Origin of the sequence: Akkermansia muciniphila ATCC BAA-835 (assembly GCF_000020225.1) — a bacterium.
In the GTDB taxonomy this organism is placed as follows: Bacteria; Verrucomicrobiota; Verrucomicrobiia; order Verrucomicrobiales; family Akkermansiaceae; genus Akkermansia; species Akkermansia muciniphila.
The window spans coordinates 2,579,800-2,605,761 of sequence record NC_010655.1 but is presented as its reverse complement, the minus strand read 5'-3'; the positions used below and the strand labels follow the sequence as shown (position 1 = coordinate 2,605,761).

The 25,962-nt window shown below is 57.7% G+C and carries 21 protein-coding genes; 6 read left to right on the top strand and 15 right to left on the bottom strand.

Translation table 11 applies throughout. From position 1 onward, the window contains the following. Positions 1 to 26 precede the first annotated feature (26 nt). Both AMUC_RS11405 and AMUC_RS11400 read left to right on the top strand, forming a co-directional pair. Complete coding sequence (locus tag AMUC_RS11405) at positions 27 to 674, top strand: NAD(P)H-dependent oxidoreductase (RefSeq protein ID WP_012421160.1); 648 nt, start codon at positions 27 to 29, stop codon at positions 672 to 674. Between the two features lie 371 nt (positions 675 to 1,045). After that, a complete protein-coding gene (locus AMUC_RS11400; protein WP_012421159.1) occupies positions 1,046 to 3,316 on the top strand; it encodes a beta-hexosaminidase in 2,271 nt (756 codons plus the stop codon). 189 nt (positions 3,317 to 3,505) lie between these two features. Here AMUC_RS11400 and AMUC_RS11395 read toward each other — a convergent pair whose 3' ends face one another. Beyond that, positions 3,506 to 4,237 (bottom strand): hypothetical protein, encoded by a 732-nt coding sequence (locus AMUC_RS11395; protein ID WP_012421158.1) that lies wholly within the window; start codon positions 4,235 to 4,237, stop codon positions 3,506 to 3,508. 187 nt (positions 4,238 to 4,424) lie between these two features. Here AMUC_RS11395 and AMUC_RS11390 point away from each other — a divergent pair, with 187 nt between their 5' ends. Continuing rightward, complete coding sequence (locus tag AMUC_RS11390; RefSeq protein WP_012421157.1) at positions 4,425 to 4,826, top strand: DUF4870 domain-containing protein; 402 nt, start codon at positions 4,425 to 4,427, stop codon at positions 4,824 to 4,826. Between the two features lie 96 nt (positions 4,827 to 4,922). Here the strand turns inward: AMUC_RS11390 and AMUC_RS11385 are convergent, their stop codons facing one another. The 7 genes from AMUC_RS11385 to AMUC_RS11355 form a co-directional block, all read right to left on the bottom strand. Next, a complete protein-coding gene (locus AMUC_RS11385; protein WP_102742247.1) occupies positions 4,923 to 5,813 on the bottom strand; it encodes a hypothetical protein in 891 nt (296 codons plus the stop codon). A 181-nt stretch (positions 5,814 to 5,994) separates the two neighbouring features. Further along, on the bottom strand, positions 5,995 to 6,336 hold the full coding sequence (locus AMUC_RS11380; RefSeq protein ID WP_012421155.1) for a hydrogenase maturation nickel metallochaperone HypA/HybF: 342 nt from the start codon (positions 6,334 to 6,336) through the stop codon (positions 5,995 to 5,997). Then, a complete protein-coding gene (locus AMUC_RS11375) occupies positions 6,329 to 6,874 on the bottom strand; it encodes a HyaD/HybD family hydrogenase maturation endopeptidase (RefSeq protein WP_012421154.1) in 546 nt (181 codons plus the stop codon). Before AMUC_RS11375 ends, AMUC_RS11380 begins: the two co-directional genes overlap by 8 nt. 21 nt (positions 6,875 to 6,895) lie before the next feature. After that, positions 6,896 to 8,068, bottom strand: coding sequence for a cytochrome b/b6 domain-containing protein (locus AMUC_RS11370; RefSeq protein WP_012421153.1), 1,173 nt, complete (start codon positions 8,066 to 8,068; stop codon positions 6,896 to 6,898). After that, positions 8,065 to 9,822, bottom strand: a complete 1,758-nt coding sequence (locus AMUC_RS11365) for a nickel-dependent hydrogenase large subunit (RefSeq protein WP_012421152.1) — start codon at positions 9,820 to 9,822, stop codon at positions 8,065 to 8,067. Before AMUC_RS11365 ends, AMUC_RS11370 begins: the two co-directional genes overlap by 4 nt. Positions 9,823 to 9,848: 26 nt before the next feature. Further along, positions 9,849 to 11,069, bottom strand: coding sequence for a hydrogenase small subunit (locus tag AMUC_RS11360; protein ID WP_099421481.1), 1,221 nt, complete (start codon positions 11,067 to 11,069; stop codon positions 9,849 to 9,851). 85 nt (positions 11,070 to 11,154) lie between these two features. Continuing rightward, positions 11,155 to 12,639 (bottom strand): carbohydrate porin, encoded by a 1,485-nt coding sequence (locus tag AMUC_RS11355; protein ID WP_012421150.1) that lies wholly within the window; start codon positions 12,637 to 12,639, stop codon positions 11,155 to 11,157. A 567-nt stretch (positions 12,640 to 13,206) separates the two neighbouring features. On the opposite strand from AMUC_RS11355, the gene AMUC_RS11350 reads away from it, so the two are divergent. Beyond that, on the top strand, positions 13,207 to 13,932 hold the full coding sequence (locus AMUC_RS11350; protein ID WP_042448462.1) for a PEP-CTERM sorting domain-containing protein: 726 nt from the start codon (positions 13,207 to 13,209) through the stop codon (positions 13,930 to 13,932). A gap of 417 nt (positions 13,933 to 14,349) precedes the next feature. On the opposite strand, the gene AMUC_RS11340 is transcribed toward AMUC_RS11350, so the two are convergent. From AMUC_RS11340 to AMUC_RS11310, 7 genes are all read right to left on the bottom strand, one after another. Beyond that, complete coding sequence (locus tag AMUC_RS11340) at positions 14,350 to 15,621, bottom strand: adenylosuccinate synthase (RefSeq protein WP_012421148.1); 1,272 nt, start codon at positions 15,619 to 15,621, stop codon at positions 14,350 to 14,352. A gap of 211 nt (positions 15,622 to 15,832) precedes the next feature. Beyond that, complete coding sequence (locus AMUC_RS11335; RefSeq protein ID WP_012421147.1) at positions 15,833 to 17,221, bottom strand: P-loop NTPase family protein; 1,389 nt, start codon at positions 17,219 to 17,221, stop codon at positions 15,833 to 15,835. Positions 17,222 to 17,251: 30 nt separating this feature from the next. Next, positions 17,252 to 18,802 carry a hypothetical protein gene (locus tag AMUC_RS11330; protein WP_012421146.1) on the bottom strand — a complete coding sequence of 517 codons (1,551 nt, stop codon included), beginning with the start codon at positions 18,800 to 18,802 and terminating at the stop codon, positions 17,252 to 17,254. Between the two features lie 12 nt (positions 18,803 to 18,814). Beyond that, positions 18,815 to 21,340 carry a transglycosylase domain-containing protein gene (locus tag AMUC_RS11325; protein WP_094137922.1) on the bottom strand — a complete coding sequence of 842 codons (2,526 nt, stop codon included), beginning with the start codon at positions 21,338 to 21,340 and terminating at the stop codon, positions 18,815 to 18,817. 263 nt (positions 21,341 to 21,603) lie between these two features. Then, positions 21,604 to 22,242, bottom strand: coding sequence for an aminoacyl-tRNA hydrolase (gene pth, locus AMUC_RS11320; protein WP_233420550.1), 639 nt, complete (start codon positions 22,240 to 22,242; stop codon positions 21,604 to 21,606). Positions 22,243 to 22,293: 51 nt separating this feature from the next. After that, positions 22,294 to 23,196: a DUF58 domain-containing protein gene (locus AMUC_RS11315; RefSeq protein ID WP_012421143.1), complete on the bottom strand. Its 903-nt coding sequence runs from the start codon at positions 23,194 to 23,196 to the stop codon at positions 22,294 to 22,296. Between the two features lie 38 nt (positions 23,197 to 23,234). Then, the gene (locus AMUC_RS11310; protein ID WP_012421142.1) at positions 23,235 to 24,239 is read right to left on the bottom strand and encodes an AAA family ATPase; all 1,005 of its coding nucleotides are present in this window, start codon (positions 24,237 to 24,239) and stop codon (positions 23,235 to 23,237) included. A gap of 103 nt (positions 24,240 to 24,342) precedes the next feature. On the opposite strand from AMUC_RS11310, the gene AMUC_RS11305 reads away from it, so the two are divergent. Then, a complete protein-coding gene (locus AMUC_RS11305) occupies positions 24,343 to 25,200 on the top strand; it encodes a carbon-nitrogen hydrolase (protein ID WP_012421141.1) in 858 nt (285 codons plus the stop codon). A gap of 86 nt (positions 25,201 to 25,286) precedes the next feature. Continuing rightward, positions 25,287 to 25,928, top strand: a complete 642-nt coding sequence (locus AMUC_RS11300; protein WP_012421140.1) for a hypothetical protein — start codon at positions 25,287 to 25,289, stop codon at positions 25,926 to 25,928. Positions 25,929 to 25,962 lie beyond the last annotated feature (34 nt).

Genomic DNA, 25,962 nt, shown 5'->3' with positions numbered 1-25,962 from the left:
TTTCCGTTTTTCGTGTCTCACCCTGCATGATGATCTCCCCGGAACAGTATATTGACGGTCTGGAATGGCGTTACGCCTGCAAAAAATTTGATCCTGAAGCCCGTCTTGAACAGCCCACCTGGCATGCGCTGGCGGAAAGCCTGCGTCTCAGTCCCTCCTCCCTGGGGCTTCAGCTCTGGAAGTTTGTCGTCGTGACCAACAGGGAACTGAAGGCTCGCCTGCGGGAGGTTTCCTGGAACCAGTCCCAGGTGGAGGACTGTTCCCATTACGTGGTGCTGTGCTCCCGGCGCGACGCCACCAGGCGGGATGTGGACCGTTACCTGGCCCAGATTGAATTCACGCGCCGCCCCTCCGCTGAAAAACTGGCTTCCTCCGCCGATTTTTATACCAGCTACGTGGAGGCTCTGGCTCCGGAAAAGATGCATGCCTGGCTGGATTGCCAGGTGTACATTGCCGTGGGGTTCCTGCTCAGCGCCGCCGCCGCCCTGCGGGTGGATTCCTGCACGATCGGCGGCATGGACCGCGCCAAGTATGATGAAATCCTGGGCCTGGACGGTACGCCGTACCGCTCTGTGGTGGGGGTGGCTCTGGGCTACCGCGCCAAGGATGACGCTTATGCCCGCGAGGCCAAGGTGCGCTTTCCCGCCGGAGAGGTGATTGATATCCGCGCCTGATTTTATTTTTTGTCCGGAACGGGCCGCCCTAATAGGGACGGCCGGTTCCCGTTTTTTGCCGTGGGGGGGCGTTTTGCCGTCGTGCGGCATCTTTTTTCCCTGCAGCCCGGGGCTCCACGTTTTTTATCTCGCCAACAACGGGTTCTTTGGGATAATAATTTATTGGAACAGGAGGGAAAGCCTCTCTTGGCCGGCGGTTTTCCTTCATGAAGCCCGGCGCGCGGCAATCCGTTTGGGCGGAATGTCCGTCCCGCCCGGTTGAGAGAGGGAGAATTCTTCCGCTTTTCTCCCTTTCTCTGCAAGAAAGGGGCGGCGGGCGCGTAGTTTTTGGAGCAAATCAGACATTTCCTTTTCCTAAACAAGACTAAAACATGAAGAAAAACCTATTCCTGATGATCGCCGTTCTTGCCGCGTCTCCCGTGATGGGGCAGGACGCCAAGCAGATTGCGGATTCCCTTTCCATCCCTCCGGTGAAAGCCGGAGCGAAGCAACTGCCCATGCCGAGCGTTTCCGGAGCCCAGATTAAATTGCTGGGGGCCGACTATGAGCAGCTCGTCAACAGCAAAGGCAAGATAGCCCCTGTTATTTCAGATACCCCCGTCAACGTCAGCTTCAAGGTGACCAAGGACGGCAAGGAAGCCGTCAGCAAAGATTATGAAATCATGCTGCAGGCTCCTCAGGCCGCCCAGGGCAACCCCAAGCCGCGGATTATCCCGGAAATCCTGCAATGGAAGGGGGGACAGGGAGAATATAAGCTGGGGAATACGGTCACCATAGCATGCCCGGACAAGGAGCTGGGCAAATTGTTTGCGGCGGATATGGAAGACGTGCTGGGGAAGAAGGTCAAGCTTGTCGCCCCCGGGGCGAAGGCGGATATTTCCCTTTCCCTGTTGAAGGGCGGCAATCTGGGCAGGGAAGGATACCGGCTCCAGATTGCCAGGGACGGCGTCCGCCTTGGCGCGGCGGCTCCCACCGGCCTGTTCTGGGGCACGCGCACCCTGCTGCAGATGCTCCGCCAGACGCCCGGCAGCGTGCCCTGCGGCACGGCCGTGGATTTTCCGCGCTACCAGCTCCGCGGGTTCATGCTTGATGTCGCGCGCACGCCTTACCCCCTCAGTTACCTGAAGGACGTGATCCGCACCATGGCCTGGTACAAGATGAATGACCTGCACCTGGTCATCAACAACAACTATATTTTCCACGAACACTATGTGGACAACGGCCATGATCCGTTCAAGGAAAGCTATGCGGCTTTCCGCCTGGAATCCAAAATGAAGGGAAAGGACGGAACGCCCCTGACAGCCAGGGATCTTTTTTATACCAAGAAGGAATTTGCCGACCTGGTCAGCTATGCCAGAAAGTACGGCGTCAATATTGTTCCGGAGTTCGACACGCCGGGGCATGCCCTTTCCTTTACGCGCCTGCGGCCTGATCTCATTTATAAAGGGCCCATGAATCATGAGAAGCGCCGCTGCGAGATGCTGGACGCCGCCAACCCGGAAACGATCGACCTGGTGAGCAAGGTTTTTGACGAATACATGCTGAAGGATCCCAAACTGGGTCGTCCCGTGTTCGCGGACTGCGGCGTGGTGCATGTGGGGGCGGATGAATTTTATGGGGACAAGGAAGATTACCGCCACTTTGCAAACGCCGTGCTCACCCATGCCCTCAAGCGCGGTTATACGCCCCGCATCTGGGGAAGCCTCAGCGCCAAGCCGGGCAAGACCCCGGTGGTCAGCAAAGGGGTCCAGATGAACCTTTGGAGCACCGGCTGGATGAAAGCATGGGAAGCCGTCAACCAGGGCTATGATGTGATCAATACGAACGATGGAGCCCTTTATATCGTTCCCTTTGCCGGCTACTACCGGATGGACAGAAACCATAAGGGGCTGTACAATAACTGGATTCCCAACCGCATCGGCAATGAAACGCTGCCTTCCGGGCATCCCCAGCTCCTCGGAGGCACCTTCGCCGTCTGGAATGATGAAACGGACATTATGCATACGGGGTACGCGCCTTATGACATTTGGGGGATCATTTCCGGTTCCATGGACGTGCTCAGCCAGAAACTGTGGGGAACCGCCAAAGCTCCGGATACGTTTGAACAGCATCGCGAGCTGGTTTCCTCCATCGGCAACGCTCCGCGCACCAATCCCCTGCACAAATGGAAAGACAGCCAGCCCTTGACGGTGAAGCCTTCCTCCCTCCCCCAGAAGCTGGACAAACCTGCCCTGGGGCCGAATTACCGCCTGACCATGGAACTGGAATTGACTGCCGCTCCGGAAGGGAAGGAGCAGGTGCTGCTTGCTGCGCCTGAGGGCGAATTGCTTGCGGTCATGAAGGACGGCACCGTCGGATTCCGCCGTGACGATTCTCTGGAATTTTCCTTCGGCGCCAAGCTTCCCGTAGGCAAGAAGGTCAAGGTGGAAATTGTGGGAGAACCGGAGAAAACCAGCCTGTTGCTTGACGGGGAACCTGCCGGAACTGCCGTGCTGAAGAATTTTTCCGACAAGTCCAAGGATTTTTCGGACAAATTCAAGCATCGTCCCAAAGTTCACCGTTCCACGTTCATTCTGCCTCTGAAGGAACTTGGCTCCTCCTTCCAGGGGAAGGTGTTCCATATGAACGTACAGCCGTTGTAATTCCCGGCATTTGGCCAGGCCGCCGCCTTTGACGGGGCGGCCTGCAGCCCGGCATCCCTGCCGCATGGGATGCCGGGTTTCTTTTTATGGAAGGGGGGAGAGGAAAACTTCCGGAATGTTTCCCGATGTCTTCCCCCTTATTCCTGTTCCGGGAAAGAAAGAGGGGCACGGATGTTCCGGAACCTGTTTTTAGTCCCGCATGCCCCTGTATCTCATGGGGCGGTAACCGCTGTTTTCCAGCATGGAGCGGCTGAACACATGCTCCGAACATTTCCAGGCCGGCAGGGGGCCGGCTTCACTGCCCAGGAACCTGCTCTTTTCCGTTCCCTCCCACTGAATGAACAGGAGCACATGGCGCCCCGGCACAATCAGGATGTCTCCCGTCCGGAGGTCTTCCCAGGAGGGAAGCCGCGTGCAGAGGGCGGGGAGTTCCCGTGTGGAAAAGGGCCTGTCCAGCCGCCAGCAGCGGGAGACGAAGCCGGAGCAGTCCACTCCGGCGGCAAAGCGGCTGACGGCGGCGTCTCCCGCGGCCTGCTTTTCCGGGGTGCCCATGTCGCCGGCCGCAGCGGGAAGCCCTCCGTTGGCGGCATCCGCCTTCAGGCGTTCGGAGAACTGTCGCGGGGTGTCGAAGCCGCCCCATTTGTACGGCATGCCGATGGAACGCATGCCCGGTTTCCACCATGCTCCGGCATCATATCCGGCTGCGGAGGCGTCCGGCGTGTCTGTCCGGATGCCGTCCCCGTCCGTCCCGTGGCGGACATTCCGGAGAGAGCCCCGCCAAATCATGGAGGTATAGGCCCGGCTGGCTGCCAGGGCTTCACGGCGGGTGACGGAAGAAGCGGGAGGCGGGATTTCCGGTATTCCCGGGGCGCAGGCTCCCAGACAGGCGGAGAAGACGAGCAGCGTCAGGGCATTGGTCATGCCCGGCAGTATGGCTTCCGGCCTGCTTGGTGGCAAGGATGATTGCTGGAGAACGTTTTTTATTCAGGGGACGGACGGTCTGGAAGCTTGACTACGGGGAGGAATATGTAAAAAAGGTCTCATCAAGGCGGAATGAAACGGAAAAGGTTTCCGTTCTCCTTCATCCGCTTTCCATCTCTTTATTTTTATGGACGAAGAACAACAAATCATCCAGGAACCGGTTCAGGAGCCCGCCCCTGAGAAACAATCGGATAAAACGCAGGCTATCCTGACGGCGGTTTCTCCGCTGGTGGCCGTCTTTTTCGGAGGCTCCGCCGGCGTGAACATTATTCCGCCCCTGATCTGCTGGCTGGTCTGGAAGGATGCCAACCCTCTGGTGGACAAAGTAGGAAAGAATATTCTGAATGCCCAGATTTCCTGGGCGATTTATACGGTTGCGGCCTGTCTTTCATGTTTGATCCTGATCGGGTTCGTGCTCGCCCCTGTGGTGGTTATCGCCTGGATCGTTTTCTCCATTATCGCTGCCGTCAAGGCGGCGAACGGGAATTACGATTATGTGGCTCCCTTCACGATTAAATTCCTGAAATAACGTTTTTCCGTTTTTCAGCAGATCAACAGATGAAAAAACCGCCGGTACGGAATGCCGGCGGTTTTTTGATGAGGGCTTTCCATTTGCCGGAGGGGTTCAGATGGGCATGTCCTTTTCACTGCCGCCGTACATGAACGTATGGAGCAGGCGGGTAACCTGATTCTGTTCCGCGTTCAGCTGGGCGGAGGGGCGCAGCGCGGCGTACGCCAGTCCGTCATGCCCCGTGAACTCCCTCATATGGAACCCCTGGAAGCTGGTCATGGGTTCACTGTCATGAAAGAGCTTGCCCCTCCGGAGCAGTTCGTCAAAGACATGTTCCGCTTCCCGCGTGCGCGTCAGAGCGTTTTCCGGGTGGGGGATGCGGATTACCAGCGCTCCGCCGTCCCCGCGGAAGTTGATGCCCGCTCCGGCCATGACGTCCGCGGAAGGCTGGCTGGTGACGCTGCCCAGCAGCAGCACGCCGTCGTCTATCAGATGGATGCGGCTGGCGCGGGCTTCCTCCTTTACGTGCAGAACGCCTCCGTAAATGCGGGTGGATGCATTGCCGGAGAGTTTTCTGATACGCATCAGGCCGTGCCTGATCACGAGTTCCGAGCCCTCCGCCGGCAGATCCACTTCCGAGGCGAAGAGCCAGCCGTCCGTCATGGCGATTCTGCCTTCATGCTCCCTGGCGCCCTGAATGCGCCCCTGGCCCATCAGAAGGCGGCCGCCGTTGATTTCCAGGCTGCCGTTGGCTTTGTCCCCCAGGAAAACGGTCATATGGTCCGGCAGATTGCCCAGGAGCGTCATGGCGCCTCCGTTCCGGATGACGAGGTGGGCGGTGCGGTGCCCGTGGTCCGGCTGGTTGGGGCCGCCCACGTAAACAGGAGCGTTGATGATGTAAAGATTTCCGCCGGAATCAACGGTAAGGGAATCCTGAATGTCCGTCTGGCCCTGCACTACATCATTGCTGATGGTGACCGGGCACATGTAGGAGACACGGTTCATGGATGAGGCTGAAAGCGGCATCATCCCTGTTAGAATGAATGGGTTGATATTGCTCATGGCTCTGGTTACATAGTTGGTTTGACGTTTGAGGCGCGATGGATGCGCTCCAATGATATTAGACCATCCGTCCGGGGAAAGTGTTCGCGTAAATTTCCCTTATTTTTCCCGGAAGGGGCACTGTTCATTCCCACTCCACACGGGTCAGCTCCAGTTCCCGCCCGCGCAGGATGGCCAGGGCCGGTTCTCCGCAGCCGGGGCAGATGTAGCCGTGTTCCGTAAAGGAAAAATCCGCCCGGCATGCATCACAGCGGCACACGGCCTCCACCCAGGCGACGTCCAGGGCTGCATCCTGCGCCGCATACGAGTCTTTCAGGGCCAGGAAGGCGGATTGAAGGGCTTCCGGCACCACGCCGCTCAGGCTGCCGATGGTCATGTGCACGCGCCTCAGCCTGTTTCCTCCGCGTTTTTCCATAAGTCGCCGGGCCATGTCCAGCGCGCCTTCCATGATGCCTACTTCATGCATGGGCGTTTTTCCGGGCCTGATGTTCCGCCAGGGCGCGGGCGATGAGGGCCTCCGCCGTGTCCAGCGCCTTCGGCAAGGCTTCCTGCACCTCCGCGGACATGGGGCGGCAGAAATCCGTATGCAGGGCCTCCACTCCCACCAGCGTGATGGCGCGCGGCAGGGTGCCGCACAGCTGGGCCGCCCCCAGCACTTCCTTCATGCCTATCTGGTGGGGAGACATAACGCGGGAAAAGTGGCGCGGCAGTTCTTCCCGGCTGCGCGTGACGACGGTTCCCGGCAGGGCCCCCGTCCTGACGGCGTCCAGCAGGATGAGCGTGTCCGCATCTTCCAGCAGGGGAAGCAGGGTCATGCCCTGCGTTCCCCCTTCCTCCACGTGGACCAGCGGGCCGTAGTCCCGTTCCTGGAGGCGGTGGGCCAGCTCCACGCCTGCGCCGTCGTCCCCCATGAGCGGGTTTCCGATGCCCAGCACGAGCACGGGATAGGCATTTCCCTTCACGGGGCAGCCCCGCAGTTCTTCCGTGTATGGCTCCAATTTCATGTCAAGGGGAGGGCGGAGAGGTTATTCATCCCGGAATTTGACGCCCTTGCGCAGCCATCGTCCGCCGCTGAACATGGAGGAGATGGTGCCGTCCCGGTCCACGTTCCCGGAAAGGATGGAAAGGTACACGTGGATCATGGCGAAGATGATGAAGCACCACATGCCGATCAAATGCACCAGGCGCACGTACGGAATGCCTATCAGGTCGTTCAGCGGCATGAACCAGCGGTAGAACCAGTGGCGCGGCTCATACAGGGCATACAGGGCCAGCCCGGTCACCACCATGGTGGTGAACAGGACGTACACGCCCGTGTATGTCCACTGCTGCAGGGGATTGTGGCCGATGTAGCGGGGGCCGTCATAACTGCGGGCGAACAGGTAGTCCACCGCTGTGGCGTACAAATCCTTCCACTCCTGTCTGGAAACGGGGAACAGGGCCCGGAAACTCTGGTATTTGTTGGAGGCCATGAAAAAGCAGGAAAAACGCAGCATCATCACCACCACCAGAATCCACCCCAGCGCGTAATGCACGAAGCGGAGCGTTCCGAATTGGAAAGCCCCGTGCAGATCCCCCATTTTCAGGAACCACCCTTCCGCGATGCAGATGCCTGTGGCGGACAGGCCGATGATGCAGAGCACCCACGTCCAGTGCAGCACGCGCAGAGGCCAGTCCCAGACGTGGAAATAGCGGAAATTGGCCTTGGCCATGGAGAGGCGGCGCACATCCCTCATGGCGTGCATGGGCACGACGCCCAACAGGCGCCACGGCGCGCCGGACCGGTGGACGGCCACGGCCACGGGTTCAAAGCCGGAGGGGGAATGCTCTTCAAAGGCCTTGTTCATGCGCTCCTTTTCCAGGGAGCTGACTTCGCACAGTTTTTCCAGCGCCTTCAGATTGCCGCGGGCTACCATGAAAGGGGAGGCGTCCGCCTTGTCTGCGGCTTTCAGAACAGCCGTGCTGTACGGCCTTTCCCGGGAGGGAGCCTCCCAGGAGTTTTCCCGCTGGGCGTAAGGGAGGGTTATGCCGCGTTCCCGCGCGGCATGGAGCAGGGCCAGGTCTCCCGCGTCCCTGCTGCCGTTGGGGGAGGCGCACACGGCCAGAGCCAGGATTTCTTCCGGAGCGTACACCGGACTGGCCGGAATGGCATCCTCCACCGCCAGGGTGAGGTCGTTATCGATAAGAGTCGTTTTCACGGGTCCTGTCTGGTCAGAATGGCCTCCCCTTCTTCGTCAAACAAATGGACGGCGCAGGATTGGCACGGGTCATAGCTGTGAATGGTGCGCAGGGGCTCCACCGGGCGGGAGGGGTCCACCAGCGGGTGTTTCCCGGTATGGGCCAGGGAATATTCATATGGCCCCATCTGCCCCGCCGCGTCCCGTCCGGAACTGTTCCATGTACTGGGGACTACGGCCTGGTAATTCACCGTCTGGCCGTTTTCAATCCGCACCCAGTGGCTCAGGCTGCCGCGGGGCGCTTCCACCCAGCCCACGCCCTTGCAGGAGGAGGGCCAGGTTTCCGGTTCCCATTTTTCCGGGTTGAAGGTGGAGGTTTCCCCGTTCCTGATGCGGTCCGTCATTTCCTGGAGCTGGTCCACCATCATGTCCACGTTGATCAGGGCGTCCAGCGCACGGCCGTATACGCGGCCCAGCGTGGAGTTCATGAAGGCGTTGTCGCGCGGCAGGCCCAGCTTGTCGCAGGCGGCATCCACCCGTTCCACGATGGCGGGAACCCCCTGGGCGTAGCCAATCATCATGCGGGCGTTCGGACCCACGGCCATCGCGTGGCCGTCATAGCGCGGGGCTTTCACCCAGGTGTACTGCGGGTGGTCGGAAAGCCACTTGTAGGGCGGCCTGGGGCCGTTGTAGTCCGCATTCGTCTCCCCGTCATACGGAGCCAGGCCCGCGTCCCTGCCTTCCGTATACCTGTACCAGGAGCTGGTGACGAATTCCCTGATCTTGTCCTGGTCAAAGGGAAGCACGTTCCTGTAATCCCCATTCAGAAGCACGCCGGGCTTGATCATGCCTTTGCCGGCGGGGGCGCCCGTGTTGATTTCAGACGGAGCCCCAGTGCAGAAAAAGTTGGGGTTGGACGCGCCAATGTGGGCGTAGTCCTTATAAAATCCGGCGATGGCTACAATGTCCGGATAATATACTTTGTGAATGAAATCGTGGCAGGTTTGCACCAGCTGCTTCAGGTAGCTCAGGGAAAACTGGTTGATGGCCTGGTCATTGTTCATGTTGATGGCGCAGGCCATGCCGCCGACCAGGAAGTTCGGGTGCGGGTTCTTGCCGCCCAGGATGGTGTGGATTTTGATCATGTCCCGTTGCCAGACCAGGGCCTGGAGATAATGCGCCACGCCCAGCAGATTCACCTCCGGCGGCAGCTTGTAGGCCGGATGGCCCCAGTAGCCGTTCGTAAAGATGGAATATTGCCCGTAGGCGATGGAGTCCTTCAGCTTCTTCTGCACTCCGGCGAAATACGCGGCGGAGGACAGGGGCCAGTCGGAAAGGGACTTGGCGATGGCGGCGGTTTCCGCGGGGTCCGCCTTCAGGGCGGACATCACGTCCACCCAGTCCATGGCCTGGAGCTGGTAAAAATGGATGACGTGGTCCTGGATGCCCAGGGCTCCGCTGACCAGGTCTCGCATGAGGCGGGCCTGGACGGGCACCGGGTATTGGAGCGCGTCTTCCACCGCAGCCAGGGCCGCGATGGCGTGCGTACCCGTGCAGACGCCGCAGATGCGTTCCACAAAAGCCCAAACGTCCCGGGGGTCCCGCTTGCAGGCGATCACCTCAATGCCACGGTACTGCGTGGTGGACGTCCAGGCATTTTTGATGACGCCGTCCCCGGCCTCCATTTCCACCCGCAGGTGGCCTTCGATGCGCGTTACCGGGTCAATGACCACCCGGCTGGATTCCGGAACGTCCGCTGATGTGTAATTGCTCATGGTAATCTGGTGGTGAGGGCTTCTGGCTATTCTTCAATTTCCTTGTCGGGCGAGCCGGGAGCGTCCCCGAAGGCGGGCAGGGAGACGTTTGCTTCCTCCTTCATGTGCTGCTTCCTGTAATGAATGGCGGAGCCCACGGCATGGGCGGCGATTGCCGCTCCGGCGCCGGCTACGCCCACAGCCCCGATGATGTTGGCGGAGGCTTCCACGCCGAAGCCGTTCACGTTCGGCAGCGTCTTGTAAAACGGAGTCATGCGGTCAAAGAAGTACAGCTCCGTACAGCCGATGCACGGGTGGCCGGACTGGATGGGGAAGCTGACGCCGCCATTCCATTTGACGATGGGGCAGGGAGAGAACGTATCCGGGCCCTTGCAGCCCACCTTGTACAGGCAGAAGCATTCCCGCGCGTTCTCGTCGTCAAACACGTTGACGAACTGTCCGGCGTCGAAATGGGCGCGGCGCGGGCAATTATTGTGGATGCGGGTGCCGTATGCCATCAGCGGGCGCGACTCCAGGTCGCATTCCGGGGCGCGGTCAAATGTAAGGATGTACATGATGACGGCCGTAATCACGTCCCCGATGGGCGGGCAGCCGGGCACGTTGATGACCGTGCGGTCCGTCAGGATGTCCCGGATGCCCACGGCCCCGGTGGGGTTGGGACGGGCGGCCTGGATGGAGCCGAAGTACGCGCACGAACCCACGGCCAGGATATGAGAGGCGTTTTCCGCGCAATGGCGCAGCATGTTCTCCACGGTATCTCCGGCCACGGTGCAGTACACCCCGCCGTCATTGACCGGAACGGAACCGTTGATGACGAGGATGTGGGGCTCCCTGATCGCGTCTTCCAGAGCCTGATTGGCGGCCTCTCCTGAAGGGGCCATCAGCAGTTCCACGTAAGGCATGGAGACGGCGGAAAGCACCATGTCCCCGATTTCCTCGTTATAGCTGCGGATAGTGCTTTCCAGGCATCCGGTGCATTCCTGAAGCTGGAGCCAGATGACTACGGGACGTTTCAATGCGGCCATCTTGTCCGCAATCTCCTGGGCGTTGGAAATGCCGCCCGTTACAGTGGCAACGCCCATCAGGGAGATCATTTTCAGACACCACTTGTTGAATTCGCGCCGGCTGACGCCGCGGCGCTCCATGTGTTCCCCCAGAGTTTCCCCGGGACGCCATGTATTTAAAATCTCATGATTCAGGGAGGCCTGCTCCGCCTCCTGCATGGAAGGTTGCTGAATGCGCTTCATGTGCGTGGTCCAAATAAGAACATTTCCATTTAGACAGGATTTCCGGGAAATGCGATCAATATTTTCCAGTTTTCCGGGAGGGCTTTTACCAGGACCAGACGTTCTGGATCTGGAAAACCACCGCCGTTTGCCCTCTGCGGCCGTTGACGGGATTCTTGACAAGCTGAATATCAGGCTGGAGAGTCATGGTGGGCGTCACCTGGGCCACATACGTCAATTCAATGCCGTATTCATTCCTGTTCACGTACGGGCCGTTCTTTTTAGCCCCCTGCTGCCAGAGGAAACCGAGGCCCAGGTATCCGTCATTGGATGCGCCCTTTCCCCGGAAGGGGGAAAGAAGCACCAGCCCTGTGGTGGCCGCGCAGCGTACGCCGGTCAGCGTGGCTGCGTCATCGCTTGCCCAGCCGCCGCGGAAGAACCACCCCAAGTGGCTGCTGCGGCCCAGCTGCTGCTGGAAGTTTACGGCCACGCCGCCCCCGTTTTCACCGTTGCTGGTGGTGAAAAAGGGCTGGAGGCGGTACACGCCGGGGCCCATGCTGCAAAAATCTTCCGCCACGTAGCCGAATTCAAGCACGTTCGTCCAATTGTCGGAATTCAGGTTCCGGAAAGGATTGTGGTTTTGAGCCATGTTATTGGCGGCAGTGGCTCCCATCACGTAAAAGGAGGTGGTTGGCTGCCACGCGAAATGGAATCCCAGGGAATTATCAGTCAGGGGGAGTACGGGATTATTGCCGAAAACGCTGTTGGTGAGGTTATTGTTATGGGAATTGGCGTAAGCGTTGTGGTCCATGTAGTTGGTGGTGTCCAGCTGGCCCGCCATCAGCAGAAGCTTTCCTCCCGCTCCCACCCATGCCAGGCTCAGGTTGCTCAGGTGGGGGGCCGGGCCCTGGAAGGAGCTGGTGGGGTTCTGGAGGGAGCCCAGCGTGGTTTTGGGGCCTTTACTGCCTTCATTGAAGTCAAAGCCGTTGCCGAAGTCGAACTCGGAGGCCAGGTACAGGCCGCTGCCCGTGGAATGATTGCGGAAGATGGTGATATTGGTCAGCAGGGAACCATTGTAGGAGGGGAAATCCGTTTTTCCGTTCAGGCCGCCGCCCGTCAGCCCCGTGTAGTTGAATCCGAACTGGGCGGAATAAGTAATGCCGTATCTGGAGAGAGCGGTCTTGAGCTTTTGCGCTCCGGTGGAAATCATGTCTTCGCGTATCCAGGCGTTCGGTTCCGCACAGGTATTGCCGAAAACGTAGGAACTGTCCAGGTACGGCATCATTTTAAGGGGCCTGGCCGCAAACCATTCCAGGCCGGGAGCGGAAGTTCCGCCTTCATGCTGAAGCAGTACGCTGGGCCTGGTGGGAACGCCGGGCGTCCTTTTGGTGATTTGTTCTTCCGGGCGCATTCCTTTCATCAGGCTGGGGCTTATTTCCCTGCCTTCCAGAGTTTTCACGCGCAGACCGCGTTCCGTGTTCAGGTAAGCAGGGGAAGCCGCCGCAGCGGGAGCCGCCTGTTGGGCAAGGGTGGGACTGCAGGAGGCTGCGACGGCAACAGCGCACATGGAGGGAAGAATGGCATGTCTCATACAGACAGTCAGACAAGGCTTTTCCCGGAAGTATCATAACTCCGTTTAAATGCTGACACGAATATCCGTTTTTCACCGTCTTTCCGGAAAAAGGAAAGGCGGGCTGTCCTTCAGGGGCCTTTTCCTAAGACAGGCATGATAGGGCAAGCGGAGGGGCAGCTCCCACCGCCGTATTCCTTCCGCAAAAGAAGTGGAACCAGTTGGAACATGGTAGCTTAGGGAGATTATTGTTTTTTGCAGGGGGCTGTCTGAATGTACGTCGGGTGAGGGAGCCAAAAGGAGTGTAAAACGGGAAAAAAGCATCAGATTTTCTCTGTAATTTTTATTGCGAATTTAGAATCCGCTGCGCACTTAAATATTTTCTCCTTCTCATAACATATTTACCTGTATTCGGATAAGATGAAATAAAAAAAGACCAGAAATTATATATGATATTAAAAAACAACTGATTAAGATGAATTAGACGTTGATTTTCAATATTTGTTATTGTTCCCGGATTCTAAATCCCCTATATGTACCGCACTGGGAGAGCGCGTCGCTCTTTTCTTTTCAACCTAGAACAGTCAAATGAAGAAAACATTATTTTTGCTTTCTTGTGTAGTAGCTTCTTCCCTCATGGTTCAGGGGGCAACCGTCCTTACTTTGGATTCCAGTGAATTGCAGGCAGCAGGCGGATCATATACCCTGACGGAGGGTATAAACTCCGGTTACGGCAATTTCTCCGTGACCATGGCCCTGGACGCTCAGGCTTTCCAAAACGCCATTCTGGCAGGTAACGTCAAGGCGAATATTTTTTCCGCCAATAATAATATGATCGGCCTGGGCCTCAACTACGTTTCTTCAGGAACTCCCACGGCGGGCATTTATGGTTCCTGGCAAGGAGAGAACTACAACCGCACGATTACTTCTGTCAACGGTTCTGAACTCAATTTGAATACGGGATTGAAGGAATTGTTCACCGAAAACAGCTATGAATCCGCCGCCATCACTTATCAGATTACCAGCACCGGAACCTGGACTTACCTGACCCTGGTTGATTCCGAAGGAACCGCCACCACTTATGGTGGTCAGGATTCAGGGTTGAAAGCGAGCGGGTTCGGAGCCCTGACTTCATTTACCTATGGCACGGATTACGTCAAATACCTTGTCGTGGATAATACCACGTTGCAGGCTAATGCTTCCCAGGAAGCCAATCTTAATGCCATTGCGGCGGCTGCCGTTCCCGAACCGGCCACGGCATCCCTCAGCCTGATTGGTCTGGCTGCCCTCATGATGCGTCGCAGACGTGCCTGAGCCGGGGAGTCCAATTGCTGTTTTACAGGAGGCGGGAAAGATCCCGCCTCCTCTTTTATTATCATCAGGAGGGAAGTATCCGTATCCGTCAAATCATTCCGGGAACTCCCAGGCATGGGCTTTCCAACGGTAGCTTCACCAGTTCCGCCGGGCTGTTTTGGATGATATTTATTTGCTTTTTCCTGACCTGGAAGCGGCAAAATTGCCGTTTTCATGTGTTTTAGAGGAGGCATTTCCGCGCTTCATGCAAAGATGCAGGGTGGAAAATAAGTTTTTCCCATGCCGCTGCCGTGGAGAAACGGTGGCGGAGAAAGCGTTGAAACGTGTGTTCGGCCTTTATTAGCTGACAATAAAAAAGCAGTTCCGCCATGCATGCGGAACTGCTTTGAAGGAAATAATAACGAGAACTGCCGAGGTTTATTGCACGGCAATCGTCTGTTCGCGGTCGGGGCCTACGCCCACGGTTGTGACGGGGCAGCCGATGAGCTCGCTCATGCGTTTGACGAATTTCTTGGCCTGTTCCGGAATCTCTTCCCAGGAACGGCAGGAGGAAATGTCCTGCATCCAGCCGGGCACCGTTTCATACACGGGCTTGCAGCGTTCCCATTCATCCACTGTGGCGGGCGGATAAGCCAGGATTTCCCCGTCCAGATCGTAACCCGTGCAGATTTTAATTTCCGGGCACTTGTCGTAGCCGTCCAGGTTGGTCATGGCCATTTCATCAAAACCGTTGAACATGGCGGAGAAGCGCAGCAGCACGCCGTCAGCCCAACCGCAACGGCGGGGGCGGCCCGTGGTGGCGCCGAATTCGCGGCCCATGCTGTGCAGATGGTTGGAGATGTCTTCATCCTCCGTGACGAAGGGGCCTGCGCCCACGCGGGTGGTGTAGGCCTTGCAGACGCCGATGATGCGGTCAATTTTGTGCGGAGGAACACCCGTGCCGGTGCAGGCGCCAGCGGAAGAGGTGTTGGAGGAGGTGACGAACGGATAGGTGCCGAAGTCCACATCCAGGTAAGCTCCCTGGGCCCCTTCAAAGAGAATGCTTTTTCCGGAGGCCACGGCTTCGTGCATAACCGGAATGGTGTTGGTGATGTGGGGGCGCAGCACATCCGCGGCGGCGCTTACTTCCGCCACCATTTTTTCTTCATCCATAGCGGGAAGGCCCATGCGTTCCATTTCCGCATTCGCCATCCTGATGCGGCGGCGCAGCACTTCGTCAAAAATCGCGGGATCCCTCATATCCGCCATGCGCACGCCGATGCGGCGCGCCTTGTCCGCGTAAGTGGGGCCGATGCCGCGCTTGGTGGTGCCGATGGCTTTTTTGCCGAGGGCGGATTCCTGGGCGGCGTCCATTTCCTTGTGGAAGGGAAGGACCACGTGGGCGCGGTCGGAGATAAGAAGGTTGTCTTTTGTAATGGTCACGCCCTGGCCGCGGAGTTCATTGATTTCCTCCACCAGGCCGATGGGGTCCAGCACCACACCATTACCGATGACGCAAAGCTTGTCCGGCCACAGGATGCCGGAGGGAACCAGGTGGAGAATATATTTCTTTCCATTGGCAATTACAGTATGGCCGGCGTTGTTGCCGCCCTGGCCGCGTGCCACCACGTCGGCGGATTCCGTCAGGAAATCGATCATTTTGCCCTTGCCTTCGTCGCCCCATTGGGAGCCGATAATAATGGTATTCATGATAAAAATGGAACTCGGAGACCTTAATGAGATTCCTGCCTTATGGCAAGACAATCTTACGGAATTGTTAAGTTTTCCTGACCAGTGGCGGGAAGCCCGGCAGGGCAGGCGGGAGGGGCCGTGCCGGATTATCCGGTTTCAGGAACGGAGAGACCGCGGCATTGGGAGGGCCGTGCCGCGGGGAGGAAGGGGCGGCCTGCTGAAAAGGAACTCAGCGGAAGTGGAGGGCGGAACGGTGCGCTTCCTCCGGAACCAGCGTTTTCCAGATGTCTTCATCCGCAGCGATCATGCGCTGGATGTCCCGCGGCGTGTGGCGCAGCAGGAATTCATTGAAAAAGGGCACGTCCACCACCAGGCCGTTCGCCAGGAAGTGCTGGTACAGGTGCACGTATTGTTCCGGCGCGCGGAAAGTGCGTGCCGTGACGAATTCCCCGGATTTGCGGTTGAGCCACGGGGAGACGTACAGGCGCGTTTTGTTCTGGAAGGTGCGTCCGAAGGATTCCAGAATGCCTCCGGGAATGTCCTCCGTCCATTTTTCCTTGAACAGCTCATTCAGCAGGCCGATGGAGAGGGCGATGGCTATGGGTTCTCTCGTGTAGCGCGCCAGCAGCCCGGACAGGTTGTCGAAACGGGCCATTTTGGTAATCAGAACGTTTTTGCCGAGAGCCTTGAGGCTGTCCGCCCTGTCCAGGAATTCCAGATGGTCCACATCATCGCCGCGGAGCAGGTTATTCATGGATATTTCACAAATTTCCATGCAGCGGTCCGCCTGCGTCTCATTGATGTGGGAGAGGAAGGTTTTTTTCACCTGGGCCATGACTTCCAGGTGCAGATTGCAGACGGGGTTGAAACTGCCCCTCATCAACACGATGGGGCGCTTGTACAGCACATCCGCCGCCTGGGCCACCTGGCCGTTCGCCAGGAACAGGGTGGCCGGCGTCAGGCCGGACTGGACGAGCTGGAGCGCGAAAAGACGGTTGTCCACCATGGAAAAACCGTGGCCTTCAAAACGGACGACATCTATTTCCACCAGCCGGGGATCCAGATTGTCCACCAGGGATTCAATGAATTCCTCCAGACGGTCCCTTTTGAAAAAGACGGCGTGCAGGATGTTGACGCCCAGGATGCCCAGGTCCTTCATCTGGCGGTCGTGGTCCGGGTCGTTCAGGCGAACGTGAATAATCAGGTCGGACGGTTTTGCCTCCGGTTTCAGCTGGAAGCGCACCCCTATCCAGCCGTGCCAGGGGCCGTTGTCCCGGTAGCCTTTGACTTTTACCGTATTGCAGAAGGCAAAGAAGCGGGTGTCTTTGCCGCGCTGGGGGCCCAGGCGGTTGATGAGCTGGGTAAATTCGTAGTCCAGCATGCCTTTCAGGCGTTCTTCAGAAACGTAGCGCTTGACCGGCCCGTACAGGGTGTCGCTGACGGTCATGTCATAGGCGGAAATGGTTTTGGCCACTGTTCCGGCGGCTCCGGATGCCCGGAAAAACCAGTTGGCCGTTTCCTGTCCGGCTCCGATTTCCGCAAAGGTGCCGTAAATGGTGGAAGCCAGGTTGAGTTGGAGGGCTTTGTCCTGTGTTTGCGCTAGTGCTTTGGAACTCATGGAAAGCGGGAACCGATTCTTGATTTTCAATTATTGGGGGGGAAGAAGCCTGCGGGTGGCGTCGCTCATCCAGCCGGAGTGCAGAAGCTGGTCAATAATAACGGCCCGGTTGCCGGGCAGGTCTTCCGGATAGCGGATGAGCACGCAGGTGCGCACGGGGCCGTTGTAAAGCAGCCTGGTCAGTTCCAGGGCCAGCGGGGAATACCTGTCCACGTACGCATTCAGGCGTTCCCCGTTGGGGAACTCAAGGGTGAAGTTGAGATATGACGTGTTGCGGTAGCTTTCCGCGGAGGATTCCTCCAGGAAAGGGGGCTGATAAATGCCGGACATGCTTAGGATGATTCTGACGGGAACGGGGGTGGAGGGCTTTTTGGCTTCCAGCTCCGCCGGAAGCATGGGGGAATAGCCCTCCCAGGCTTCCCAGTCCAGCTTCCATTTTCCTGAATTCCGGTCATACAGGAAAACCGCCGGGCGGATAGTGTTGTCGTCCATCAGCACGGTGATTTGGAGCAGGTCCCCGTTTTTGGAGCTTCTGCCCGCTTCCTGGGGCAGGTAGTCCTTGTATTGGCCGTAGGAGGCCCAAGAGGCCATTTTGGGAGCTACGGCTGCGGGATTCATCACGTAGTTGAGCCTCTCTTCATCCGATTCCGCCATGCAGTAAAGGGCCAGTTCATTCATGGCCGCCGTGATATGGGGGGAAATGGATTCCGCCTTCCGGTCTTCCTCCCTGCGGCTGTGGGCTATGAGCCGGTATTGCCGCTCCCTCTGCTGCAATTGCTCCAGCAGGTCTTTATTCACTTCCTGTGAAAAGAGCGCTTCATGATCCACGAACCGGTCTGAGATATTCAGAAGTTTGGAGTTTTCCGCTTCCATATCCCTCCCGCGCAGGAACATGAACACGCCCAGAAGGGAAAGAACCAGTCCCGCGACAAAAAGCCATATATGCCAAGTGGGCCGGCGTTCGCTGCGCATGGGGTCCGCGGCGGCAGTGCGGTATTCCGGTTCTTCCGGGGCCAGGGCGGCGCAGCGTGGCGCGGCAATGGCCGGAGCGGCGTTTCCCTCTTTCCTTTTACGGATTTTTGTCGTGGATTTATTGGGGCCCGGAGTGGTAGGCCCGTGAACGGAAATGGTCCGTCTGTCCGTCTTTTTCTTTGGTGCGAGCGGTGTATGCGGAGCGGAGTACGCGGAAGTGTGCGGAACACCGGCGGCAGATGACGGAATAGCCGGTTGTTTCGGATTTCCGGGCGCTTTCTTTGCAACTTCAGGCGTCCGGCCCGGGAATGTTGAAAGTGCTTCTTCCCGTTTGACGGCCGTGACGGTGGAGTGGCAGACGGGGCATTCCACACGGCTGCCTACGCAGGCGGCCCTGACGGCAAAGGGATTGCCGCAAACATGGCAGAGGCAGGGGGCGGCGTCCTGTTTTTCCGTTTCCGGCCTGGGCTTTGCTTCCTGCCTGGCTGTGACTGAAGCGGTGCAGATGGGGCATTTTACCTGGCGTCCCAGAAAAGACGCCTTCACGGCAAAGAGGTTGCCGCATGACGGGCAAGTGCAGGCTACCGTGTCCTGGGATGGGGAAGGCATGAGGTGAAGAAGTTACAGGTGGATGAATTCCGGCACGGGAATGGTGATGGGCCTGGGTGCCGGCAACGTAATGCTTGTATCCGTATGGTCTGAAGAAACGGGATCTGCGGAAAGGGCTTGCGCTTCCGGCACGTTTTCTCCTGCGCCCAGCAGTTCAAAGTTGCGGTTGGCCGGGACCTGGTTCAGCTCCGTATGGTAGGGATCGTCTCCCTGGAGGATGGGCCTGGTGGGCAGGATGGGCGGCAGGGGAAGAATGCGGTTCTGGGCAGTGAAGGTGGAGACGGGAGCAGAAATGTCCTCCCCGTGGAGGTCGCAGAAGGGCAGGCTGGAATCCCCCTTGCGGAGGTATTCGAATATGGTGTGGCGGCGGTATTTTTTATCCGACGGGTCAATGTCATAACAGCTGTGCGTGGCCCTCTTCCCGGTGGTCAGGCAGATTTCCACCCGCTCTACGCTGGGGGGAGGGGCCAGTTCTCCGGCAGGGAACTGCCGTTCCGCTTCCGTGATGGCGGCGCCCAGCACGGAAGCGCAGGTGTCTGACGAGAAGGCTCCGTGATAAATGGGCTTTTTGCCTTCCAGGAAACCTACCCAGATGCCGCAGGTAATGCGGCTGTCATAGCCAAACAGCCAGTTGTCCGCGAAGTCGTACGTGGTGCCTGTTTTCACGCCGCCCTTGAAGTTTTTCGGCAGATGCGGGGCAATGCGCTGGGCTGAACCGTTTTTCAGGGAGGAATTCAGGATATTGTGAAGCTGGAAGGCCGTCGCTGTGGATGTGGCCCCCTTCCGTACCTGGGCATTGTTCCGGGTTTCAATCGCCTGGGTGGATTCCCAGATCAGCTGCCCGTCTTCATCTTCTATCCTGTCCAGATAGTAAATATCCTGAGGGCGGGAACCCCCGTTCGGGATGGCGGTGTAGGCCAGCGTCATTTCCTTCAGGGAGGCAGGTTCCGTGCCCACGAAAATTTTGGGGCGGTAAACGGGGTTTACTTCCGTGCTGCCCGCTTCCCTCACGGGCTTGCGGATGCCGAAATCCGTCAGCTTCTTGACGAACGGGGCCGTGCCCATCTCCATCCCCATGCGCAGGGAGGCGGCGATTTTGGAGGCAGACAGGCCGCGATGGGCGGTAATCATGCCTTCATAACGGTTTTTGGAGTTTTCCGCCCCCCATTCCCCCAGGATTCCTTCCGAACCACCGATGCCCGTCAGGCGGTTGTCGATGGCATCGTCCAGAATGCGGGTGACGGGGCTTTTTCCCGTGTCAAAGGCTGTGGCGTACAGGAAAGGGAGGATGGCGGTGCCGGTGGGGCGGGCTCCGTCCCTGATGGCGTCATACTGGCGCTTGGTGTAATCCCTGCCTCCGTGGTAGGCCAGGACGGCGCCTGATTTGTTGTCCACCACCAGCAGCGCTCCTTCCAGATAGCGCGGCTTGTTCGCGGAACCGCTGTGGTAGTCTGCGGCCTTCTGATGACGGTAACCGGGTTGTTTTTCAATGTTTTCCAGAGCCTGTTCCAGGGCTTTTCCGGTAACTTCCTGGAGCTGCCTGTCAATGGTGGTGTAAATTTTAAGCCCGGCGGCATTGACGCGCTCCTCTCCCAGGTATGCGGTGATTTCTGAGGAAATGCGGTCGTAAATGTGGGAGACGCCGCGTTTCAGCGGCTTGGGATTCAGCCCCAGCTCCATGGCGGAGAGGCGTTCCGCTTCATCCGGCGTAATGTATTTCTCCTTGGCCATGCGGTTGAGAACGTGGTTGCGCCATTTCAGATTGCTAGCCGGATTATTCAGAGGGGAAAGTCCGTTCGGGTTTTTGATCAGGGCGGCGATGGAGGCGGCCTCCCGGGTGGTCAGGTCCGCCGGCTCTTTGCCGAAGTAGCCCAGGGAAGCGGCCCGGATGCCGTAAAACCCGCTGCCGAAGTAAACGCGGTTCAGGTAAAATTCCAGAACCTGGTCCTTGCTGTACCGTTCCGTAATGCGGCGCGCCAGCGCTATTTCCACGAATTTGCGGCCAAAGCTGCCCTCATTCCTGGCTTTGGCACGGTTTTTCAGGTCATACGCATTTCTGGCAAGCTGCTGGGTGATGGAGGAGGCGCCCTGGTTGGCGTCCCCGCTGTTGTGGATATACTCCCGGCCTGCCCGCAGAATCCCCAGGAAGTCATAGCCCGGATGTTCCCGGAAGCGGGAATCTTCCTGGGCAATCAGCGCGTTAATCATGGCGGGGGAGATTTTGTCCAGCGTGACGTAGCTGCGGTTCTCCACATAAATACGGCCTATTTCCTCCCCGTTCCGGTCATAAATAATGCTGGGTTTTTCCAGGTCATTGATGCGTTCCAGATCAAATTCCGCCGCCCAGTTGTTATAACGTTTCCAGGCCATCATGAATCCGAAGTATCCCACGGCCGCGCCGATAGCCGCCATCACCAGGCACCACAGGACAAGCTTTCGGATAAAGCTCCAGAATCGTTTCCTGGGCTTTGCCTTGGGATGCCGCCTTTTGTTGGCCTGCATGTGCCTGCGGGGAGCTTGTGAACTTAATTCAGCCATGAAGATGAAGCAGGATTGGTCCTGAGGAGTGGGGAAAACGTGCAAAAATCCTAACGGATTCCCGTTTGTTTAGCAATACCGTACATGGCGGACGGGCGAAAAAAGAAGGCATGCGCGCCCCCTGAGTATTCCTGGACGCCGCCAGGCGCCTGAGGCAGCCGTATCATCCTGCGGCCCGGGCTGCTCCGGCTTCAGGAAAAAACGCTCTCCGGCCCGTCCAGGGATACGTCATGGCGCAAATGGGGCGGCCTTTCATGCGGCTGTCAGCCTGGAACAGCGTTGAAAATATTGCCTGCCCTGGTAATGCCGTGTTCCATGGTGTACAGCACGGCGTCCTCCGCCTTGCCAAGCGTCACGTCCAGAAGCTCGCGTTCCTCCGGGCGGAATTTGCCCAGCACGTGCCCTATCATTTCCCCTTTGCCACGGGGCTGGCCGATGCCGAAACGGAGGCGCGGGAATTCCTGGGTGCCCATGTGGGCGATGAGGGATTTAATGCCGTTGTGGCCGCCTGCGGAGCCTTTTTCCCGCAGCTTGATCACGCCCAGGGGGAAATCCACTTCATCATGAATGACGAACACGCTGCGGGGATCCAGTTTGAAAAACCGCATCATGGGGCCCACGCACAGACCGGATTCATTCATGAACGTGGAGGGTTTCACCAGCAGGACGCCGGGGCCGGCGGCCACCTCGCACTTGCGCTGCCTGTCCGCCTTGAATACGGCCCCCCACCGGGCGGCCAGGCGGTCAAGCACCATGAACCCCGCGTTATGGCGGGTGTCTTCATAGGTTCTGCCCGGGTTGCCCAGGCCCACGATCATTTTAACGGGTGCATCCACAATGGAAAAAAGGGAAAGAGATGAAAAACAGACGCTTCCTGCAATCCGGGGAGCGTCTGGGTGCATCCTGCATCCGTTCCGCGGAGCAATCAACCGTTCCGTGAGACAGCCGGGCATTTATCCGGCCGCCTTCTTTTTCTGACGTCCCATCAGGAAGCCGGTCAGCACGTCTTCCAGGGAATCTCCGGTTCTGACCAGGCGGTAGTCCGCATTGATATCCGTGCAGATCCGGCGCGTTTCTTCCAGATAGCTGGCCACGATAGCCCGGTACTCGTCCGCGATAAGGTCCGGCTCCGTAATCAGGGAGCCGCCGCCTTCCATGTCCACGAAGCGGATGGGGCGGTCAAAGTCAAAATCTATTTCCAACTGGTCCACCAGATGGAATACGGCTATGTCATGCTTGCGGAAATGGAGGTGGCGGAGGGCGTTTTTAAGCTCCGCCGTATCTGTGAACAGGTCTGAGAAAATCAACACCAGGGCGCGGCGGCCGACGCGTTCCGCCAGTTCATGCAGGGTATCGGGAAGGACGGTCTCCCCCTGCGGAGAATGCGTGTCCATCTGGCTGATGAGCACGTTCAGGTGGGCGGGGCGGCGGGAGGCGGGGATGTGCAGCGCGGCGCCGTCCTTCGTCTGCCGGGCAAAACTCAGTCCCACCGCGTCTCCCTGCCGGATGGCAATGTAAGCCAGGTTGGCCGCCAGCCTGCACGCGCGCATATACTTGGTCTCCACCTGCTCCGGATGATAATTCATGGAGCCGGAAAGATCCATGACGATGTAGGCGCGCAGGTTGGTATCCGCTTCAAACTCCTTGATGTAATACCTGTCCGACCGTGCATACGCTTTCCAGTCCAGACGGCGTGTATCGTCTCCGGCCACGTATTTGCGGTATTCCGCAAATTCCACGGAGGAGCCGCGGCTGGCGCTTCTATGGCGGCCGGATACGTTCCCCGTCATGCTGTGGCGCGCTTCCAGGGGAAGGTTCCCCAGGCGGCTGAGCAGGTTGTGATTCAGGTATTTCATGGGGTAGGGAAAGGGGATTGATGATGCCGGGACGGCGGTCAGATTTCCGCCGCCAGGCGCGCCACGGCCTTACGGGGCGTGATGCCCTGGGATTCCGCGGCGAAGTTGGTGACCACGCGGTGCATCAGCACAGGTTCCACAATGGCGTCTATGTCTTCCCTGCGGACGATGTAGCTGCCCTGGAGAGCGGCGCGGGTCTTGGCCCCAAGAATCAGGAACTGGACGGCGCGGGGGCCTGCGCCCCAGGCTACATACTGCTTTACCCATTCCGGGGAAGTTTCCAGGGTGGGGCGGGTGGCGCGCACCAGTTTCACGGCATACTCGTAAATATGTTCCGGAACGGGAACGCGGCGCACCAGATCCTGGTAAAAGATGATTTCCTCCCCGGAGAGGATGTGCTTGAGTTCCTCGCTCCGGGTTCCGGTGGTTTCCCGGGCGATGCGCATTTCCTCCTCCTCCGTGGGGTAGTCCACTTCAATCAGGAACATGAAGCGGTCCAGCTGGGCTTCCGGCAGGGGGTAGGTGCCTTCCTGTTCAATGGGGTTTTGGGTGGCAAGCACGAAAAAGGGGGGGAGCAGGGTGAAGGTGCGGCCCATGACGGTGACGCGGCGCTCCTGCATGGCCTCCAGCAGGGCGGACTGGGTTTTGGCGGGGGCGCGGTTGATTTCGTCCGCCAGCACGATGTTGGCGAACACGGGCCCCCTGATGAACTCGAACTGGCGCTTGCCGCCGGCGGAATCATCCTGGATGATGTCCGTGCCGGTAATGTCCGCGGGCATCAGGTCCGGCGTGAACTGGATGCGGTTGAAACTAAGGTCCAGCGTTTTTGCCACGGAACTGACCAGCAGCGTCTTCGCCAGGCCCGGAACTCCCATCAGGAGGGCATGCCCGCGGGAAAACAGGGCGATGCTCAGCAGCTCCACGACGCGTTGCTGGCCAATGATCATTTTGCTCAATTCCGAGGAAAGCTCCTTGTAAATGGCGCCGAGCCGGTCAATGGCGGCTACGTCGTCGTCGGGCAGAGTGGGGGTGACGGGTTCCATATTGCAATTTCATAGCACTTTCCGGGCCGTTTTCCACCAAATAATCGCGCCGCGTTCATTTTCCCTGCTTGGAATGGGAAGGGAAACGGGGTAAGGAAGGGGCATGCCGAAAATTGCACTCATTCAACTGTCCGCAGATGCCCGGCCTTCCGTGAACAAGGAAAAGACGGAATCCGCCATCCGTGAAGCCGCCGCCAACGGCGCGCAGATTGTCTGCACCCAGGAACTTTTTACCACGGAATACTTTTGCAGGACGGAGGAATGCGATTTATTCGACTTGGCGGAACCTGTTCCCGGGGAATTGACGGAAGCCCACAGGAAACTGGCGGCGGAACTGGGCGTGGTGATTGTTGCCTCCGGCTTTGAAAAGCGCGCCACCGGGCTTTACCACAATACCGCCTGGGTGGTGGATGCGGACGGTTCGTTCCTGGGCATGTACCGCAAGATGCATATTCCGCAGGATCCCGGGTTTGAAGAAAAATTCTACTTCACCCCCGGCGACCTGGGCTATAAGGCGTTCGACACCAAATTCGGCCGCATCGGCGTGCTCATCTGCTGGGACCAGTGGTACCCGGAAGCCGCGCGCCTGACGGCCATGCAGGGGGCGGAAATCATTTTTTACCCCACGGCCATCGGCTGGCTGCCGGAGGAAAAGCCCCTGCTGGGGGAACAGCAGCACTGCGCGTGGGAAACCGTGCAGCGCGGCCATGCCGTGGCCAACGGCTGCTATGTCTGCGCCGTCAACCGGGTGGGGACGGAAGGGGAAAGCGAATTCTGGGGGCAGTCCTTTGTGGCGGACTACTATGGCCAGATTGTGGCGAAGGCTCCCGTCAGCGATGAAGCCATCCTGTACGCGGACCTTGACCTGGACGCATTGGAAGACCACCGCCGCATCTGGCCCTTTTTCCGTGACCGCCGCATTGACTCCTACGGCGGCATCACGGAACGGTGGGGAAAGTAATGTATCCTATATATTTTTATACAAAAATTTGGTATTTGGAAAATACTTGTTGACATTTTTTATTATCTGACCTTTCCTTGAAAGATATGGATGTGCAATCTTTTTTAGAAAACCCTTGGACCTCTGGGATAGGGGGAGGGATTATTAGCGGATTTATAGTATTTTATGTAACAAGATGGCTTTTGCAAAGGAAGGATAAGAGGAATTATATCAATTCAGTACATAGTGCTAATAAACAAGTTATTGATTTTTTAAAAGCATATGTGGTAGATAAAGGATTGCCGGATTATCAAATAGTTAACGCTATTATTTCTGCTGCAGCCCGTGAATTTTCTGTGAAAAAGGAGGAATTGTATGATGTGGTTGTGGTCTGTGAAGAATTAATAAAAGAAATAATAGGTAATGTTTATGTTTCTGGTGATCAAAAGCAGAAATATTTAGAAGATTTAAGTTTGTATATGGAAAAAGTGAAAAAGGCTCGATGTAGTATAAAATCATTAGATTTAAATGATTTAGAGGATCTATTGGATGAGTCTTTTCATTTGAATGTTAGCCTCATGTTAGGAGGAGTATCGGCTTTGTTTGGATTTATTATACCATTTTTACCTCGTTTGTTTAGATTTTTTAAAGAATCATACATTTTAACAATTACAGTGATTATGATTTGTTTGGTTCTTGTTATTTTTTATTTGATATTTTTAAATAAAGGGAAAAAGCAACATAAATAGAAAAATATTTTCCATGGATTATCTTATGGAGTTA